The sequence below is a fragment of the Rhodopseudomonas sp. BR0C11 genome, from assembly GCF_010820945.1.
GTDB lineage: Bacteria > Pseudomonadota > Alphaproteobacteria > Rhizobiales > Xanthobacteraceae > Rhodopseudomonas > Rhodopseudomonas palustris_H.
The window spans coordinates 1-5,448 of record NZ_QTKI01000333.1 but is presented as its reverse complement, the minus strand read 5'-3'; the positions used below and the strand labels follow the sequence as shown (position 1 = coordinate 5,448).

Annotated in this window: 5 protein-coding genes; 3 read left to right on the top strand and 2 right to left on the bottom strand. The window is 64.4% G+C overall.

Going from position 1 to position 5,448, the window contains the following annotated elements; translation table 11 throughout:
* Together DYI24_RS20215 and DYI24_RS20210 are read right to left on the bottom strand one after the other, a co-directional pair.
* On the bottom strand, positions 1-582 hold a 582-nt coding region (locus tag DYI24_RS20215; RefSeq protein ID WP_246701318.1), incomplete at its 3' end, for a lytic murein transglycosylase.
* A gap of 350 nt (positions 583-932) precedes the next feature.
* The gene (locus DYI24_RS20210; protein ID WP_107345966.1) at positions 933-2,375 is read right to left on the bottom strand and encodes a helix-turn-helix domain-containing protein; all 1,443 of its coding nucleotides are present in this window, start codon (positions 2,373-2,375) and stop codon (positions 933-935) included.
* A gap of 213 nt (positions 2,376-2,588) precedes the next feature.
* Between DYI24_RS20210 and DYI24_RS20205 the strand changes: the two genes are divergently transcribed.
* The 3 genes from DYI24_RS20205 to DYI24_RS20195 all read left to right on the top strand — a co-directional run bounded on the left by DYI24_RS20205 (position 2,589) and on the right by DYI24_RS20195 (position 5,276).
* Positions 2,589-4,223, top strand: a complete 1,635-nt coding sequence (locus DYI24_RS20205; protein WP_107345965.1) for an isocitrate lyase — start codon at positions 2,589-2,591, stop codon at positions 4,221-4,223.
* A gap of 24 nt (positions 4,224-4,247) precedes the next feature.
* Positions 4,248-4,463 carry a DUF4170 domain-containing protein gene (locus DYI24_RS20200; protein ID WP_013504258.1) on the top strand — a complete coding sequence of 72 codons (216 nt, stop codon included), beginning with the start codon at positions 4,248-4,250 and terminating at the stop codon, positions 4,461-4,463.
* 303 nt (positions 4,464-4,766) lie between these two features.
* On the top strand, positions 4,767-5,276 hold the full coding sequence (locus tag DYI24_RS20195) for a hypothetical protein (RefSeq protein ID WP_164573583.1): 510 nt from the start codon (positions 4,767-4,769) through the stop codon (positions 5,274-5,276).
* The last annotated feature ends 172 nt before the right edge of the window (positions 5,277-5,448 follow it).

Genomic DNA, 5,448 nt, shown 5'->3' with positions numbered 1-5,448 from the left:
GCCGTCAGAGTCGACCGCGTAGTGGAATTGGGGCCGCGGCAGGAATTGCGTCGGGCCGGGTTCGCCGGCCCACGAGCCGACCATCTCGCCCGGCGACAGGTCGCCGCGGTCGATGATCTTCAGCGCCGCGATGGTCTCGTCCTGGAACATCTCGGAGCGGCGGCAGTCATAGGCCAGCGACACCAGCGAGCGCAGCGTCGGCAGATTGCCCTGCACCGCGCCGAAGTCGCTCTCCAGCGCCCAGAACGCGGTGATCACCGCCGGCGGCACGCCGTATTCCTTCTCTGCCCGCGCGAACGCGTTCGCGTATTGCTTGATCAGTTGCTGGCCTTTGACGCGCCGTCCTTCGGAAGCCATCCGCCCGGCGAACACCGTGAAGATCTGCCCGAACACCCGCTGCCCGCGGTCGCGATTGACGATGCCCTGATCGTACACGAGATACGGCGAAGCTTCGGTGATCGCCCGCTGTGACACCCCGGCCGCCACCGCCTTCTGCTTCAGCCCGGCGAGAAACTGATCGAAGCTCTGCCCGCCATGGCACGACGCGCCGCGCTGGGCGAGGGCGGGGGAAGAAAGCGACATTGTGATTACGAGCGTTGCTGCAGCGACCGCCGCAATCCCGGACCTTCGCAATTGTCGAACCGCCAAATCGAGCCGCAGCATCGCCACCTCACCAAGCGTCATCGCCGGGCTCGACCCGGCGATCCATCAAATCAGAAGAGCTGACTGTTGTTGGGATGGATTGCCGGGTCAAGCCCGGCAATGACGGGCGGTGCGGGCCCTCGTCGGTGCGGCCAACGTCTCTCTCCGTCATTGCGAGGAGCGAAGCGACGAAGCAATCCAGCGCCGAGCACGGGGCCTGGATTGCTTCGCTGCGCTCGCAATGACGTGGAGAGTGTCGTGTGCGGATCTGGCGATTGCTGCGTGGCGACTCACAGCTCCCTTGCATTACTAAACGCAAAGCTACTCGCCCTTCGCGTATTCTCGTCGAGGATCAGCGTCCGCGTGATCGGCGGCTCGGCTCGTTGCGAGCAGTGTTCGCGTTCGCAGAGGCGGCAGTTGACGCCGATCGGGGTGCCTTCGGCTTTTTCCAGGTCCATGCCGGCGGCGTAGATCAGTTTGGCGGCGTGGCGGATTTCGCAGCCCAAACCGATCGCGAAGCGCGGCTGCGGTTGCGGGTGCGGGGCGATCGGGCGGCGGACCATCTGGGCGATCGAGAAGTAACGGCTGCCGTCGGGCAGTTCGATCACCTGCTTAAGCAGCCGGTCCGGCGTATCGAAGGTCGAGTGCACGTTCCACAGCGGGCAGGTGCCGCCGAACTTCGAGAACGGGAAGGTGCCGGACGAGAACCGCTTGGAGACGTTGCCGGCGTTGTCGACACGCAGCATGAAGAACGGCACGCCGCGGGCGTTCGGCCGCTGCAGCGTGGTGAGACGGTGGCAGACCTGTTCGAAGCCGGCGTTGAAGCGCTGCGCCAGCACGTTGACGTCGTAGCTGAGCTGCTCGGCGGCGGCGTGGAAGGCCGCGTAGGGCATCATCACGGCGGCGGCAAAGTAGTTGCCGAGCGTGATCCGATACAGCCGCCGCGCCTGATCCTCGAGGCCGCCGGCGCGGTGCACGATCGCGTCCATGATGCCGCCGTGCTCGGTCAGCCCGGTCTGGAACGCGACCTGGAAGGCGCGGCCGGGGCCGTCGATCAGTTCGGAGATCAAGAGTTGCCGGCGGTGACGGTCGAACCTTCGCAGCGTCTCGCGCATCACGTCGACCGGCATGATCCGGGTGGTGATCGAATGGCGCTCGCGCAGCCGGTCGGTCAGTGCCCCGAACATCTCTTGCGAGCCGATATTGAGCTCGTCGCGCACCGCTTCGGCGGCCTGCTCCAGCTCGGGGAAGTAGTTGCGGTTGGCCTCGATCAGGTCGCGGATGCGCTCGATCGGGTTGGCCTCGTAGCGGATCTGTTCGCGGTCGGCCATCTGCGCCGCCACCATGGTCTCGCCGCGGCGCGCCTCGGTATAGGCGGCGTACAGCCGTTGCAGCGAATGGGTGACGCCGGGGCAAAGCTCGGCGAGGTCGCGCAGCTCCTGCTTCGGCAGGTCGATCTGCCGGAACAGGGGGTCGGAGAAGATCTCGTTGAGCTCGGCGAAGAACCGGTCCTCGTCGGCGGTGGCCAGGTCCCGGAGGTCGAGGTCGTAGGTCTCGGCCAGCCGCAGAAGGATCTGAGCGGTCACCGGGCGCTGGTTGCGCTCAATCAGGTTGACGTAGCTGGGAGAAATGCCCAAACCTTCGGCGATCTGGGTTTGCGACAGCCCGAGCTGCTGCCGAATGCGGCGGAAGCGGGGGCCCACGAACAGTTTTTTACCGGAATCGCCGGCCATTACAGGGTCCTTTCAGATTCCGCCCCAGATATCGCGTTTTACAAAATTTACAAAATAACAAATGTTACATGTACTGAAGTTACATGACATCACCATTCGTTCGCAAGAGGTCTGTACGTCTTCTGTCATCTCGCGTTTATCTCTCGGCACGTTTCAAGGCGCGATTGTCACGAATGTCGCGCTGCGAATTATTCGTACCGAAGGGATCATGTCATGAACTTCCAGCCACGCGGCATCAGCGCCATCCACGCTCCGAGCTCCTACAAGAGCGAGATCGAAGCGGCCGAAGCTCTCCTCAAGGACAAGCCGACCTGGAATGGCGTCACCGCCGAGGCCGTGGCTCGGATGCGCCTGCAGAACCGCTTCAAGACCGGTCTGGACATCGCCCGTTACACCGCGGCGCAGATGCGTGCCGACATGGCTGCGTATGACGCCGACCCGACCAAGTACACCCAGTCGCTGGGTTGCTGGCACGGCTTCATCGCGCAGCAGAAGCTGATCTCGATCAAGAAGCACAATGGCGGCAAGACCGACCGCCGTTACATCTACCTGTCGGGCTGGATGATCGCGGCGCTGCGCTCGGAGTTCGGCCCGCTGCCCGACCAGTCGATGCACGAGAAGACCTCGGTGCCGGCGCTGATCGAAGAGATCTACACCTTCCTGCGCCAGGCGGATTCGCGCGAGCTCAACGACCTGTTCCGCCAGCTCGACAAGGCCCGTGAGGCCGGCGACAAGGCCAAGGAAACCGCGATCATCGACCAGATCGACAACTTCCAGACCCACGTCGTGCCGATCATCGCCGACATCGACGCGGGCTTCGGCAACGCCGAGGCGACCTATCTGCTCGCCAAGAAGATGATCGAAGCGGGCGCCTGCGCGCTGCAGATCGAGAACCAGGTCTCGGACGAGAAGCAGTGCGGCCACCAGGACGGCAAGGTCACCGTGCCGCACGACGTGTTCATCGCCAAGGTCCGCGCGATCCGTCACGCGTTCCTCGAGATGGGCGTGGAAGACGGCATCATCGTCACCCGCACCGACTCGCTCGGCGCCGGCCTGACCCAGCAGATCGCTGTCAGCCATCAGCCGGGTGACATCGGCGACCAGTACAACAGCTTCCTGGATTGCGAAGAAGTCGATGCCAGCAAGATCGGCAACGGCGACGTGATCATCAGCCGCAACGGCAAGCTGCTGCGCCCGAAGCGTCTGCCGAGCAACCTGTACCAGTTCCGTCCGGGCACCGGCGCGGACCGCTGCGTGCTGGACTGCATCACCTCGCTGCAGAACGGCGCCGACCTGCTGTGGATCGAAACCGAGAAGCCGCATATCGAGCAGATCGCCTCGATGGTCGATCGGATCCGCGAAGTCGTGCCGAACGCCAAGCTGGCCTACAACAACTCGCCGTCGTTCAACTGGACGCTCAACTTCCGCTGGCAGGTCTATGATGCCTGGAAGGAAGAGGGCAAGGACGTCAGCAAGTATAACCGCGCCGAGCTGATGAAGGCCGAATACGACGAAACCCCGCTGGCGATCGAAGCCGACGCCCGCATCCGCACCTTCCAGGCGGATTCGGCCAAGCGCGCCGGCATCTTCCACCACCTGATCACGCTGCCGACCTACCACACGGCTGCGCTGTCGACCGACAATCTGGCCCGCGAATATTTCGGCGACCAGGGCATGCTGGGTTATGTTAAGAATGTGCAGCGCCAGGAAATCCGTCAGGGCATCGCCTGTGTGAAGCACCAGAACATGGCCGGCTCGGACATCGGCGACGATCACAAGGAATACTTCGCCGGCGACGCGGCTCTGAAGGCCGGCGGCGAACACAATACGATGAACCAGTTCAGCTAAACGGAAAGAAGCAGGAGAAGGACCATGACAGCGGGCAGCAACTTCTGGGTGATCGGTGGCGAGTTCGGTTCGATGAACTTCCACAAGCTCGTCGAAGGGTCGGCCCAGGTGAAGGGTCCCTTCAAGACGCGCAAGGAGGCCGAAGAGGCCTGGAAGGTCCTTTCCGAAGAGAACCGCCATCGCGCAGGCGTTCGGTTCTCGATCGTGGAAGAGCCGAACCGGGCCGTCACCCCGGCCTGATGCGCTCCTGAGTCGCGGCGGCGCACGCGCCGCCCGGCGAGCTGACGAGATAGAAGACGTCCAAGGACTTTGGCGGTCCTGTCGGGGCAACCCGGCAGGGCCGCCATCGTCGTTTCGGGGGCCCAAAACCGGATTCGGGAACGCTCCTCAGACTGCCGTGGATGAGCCAACTGGTTGATCGGTAAACGGCTTTCACGGCCGAAGGGTTACTGATAGGTTAATCGGCGGCGGGCTCAGGCAGGCACGAGGCTGAAGTCGAGAAGGGCGGACGCTCAGAACTCCGTAAGCACGGCGGCGAGGCCGATGCGGCTGAAGGATGCGTTGCGGCAGGCCCGGATCGAGGCCGCCGACCGCACCGGCGTGGTCGTCGACCTGCGCGACGCCGAAATCGCCCGCCTCGAAATCCTCAATGACTCGCTCGACCCGCTGTTCGCCGAGATCCCTGGCGGGGTTGAGCTGTTCGATCGCGGCATCAGCCAGGGCGACACCCCGCGGCTGTGGATCGACGTCGTCGCCCATGTGGTGATGGGACGGGACAAGCGGATGTACCGCTTCGTCCAGGACACCGCCTACGGCCGGATCGTGCTGGCCGAATCCCACGAGGCGGCCAAGATCGCGGACGCGGTGACGAGCTATGTGGCTCGCCGGCTGGTCGAGCGCGAGCGGGCGCTGTCGTTGCCGCCGGTCCAAGCCGCTCCGCTGCTCCCGGCGCCGCCGCGCCGCAATGGTCTGTGGACCTTCGTGCTCGGCTTCATCGCCGGCGCGCTGGCGCTGTTCGCGCTCGCACTGTTCGCGGCGCTGCGGATTTCCTGACGCCGTGCGGCGTCATTGGCACCACATCCCCGTCAATACCAACTCCCGCCTCCCTCCGTCATTGCGAGGAGCGAAGCGACGAAGCAATCCAGCCTCGTGCTCGGGGCCGGATTGCTTCGCTTCGCTCGCAATGAGGGGGAGAGCCGGAGTGACCTGGCGACAGCCACTCCGG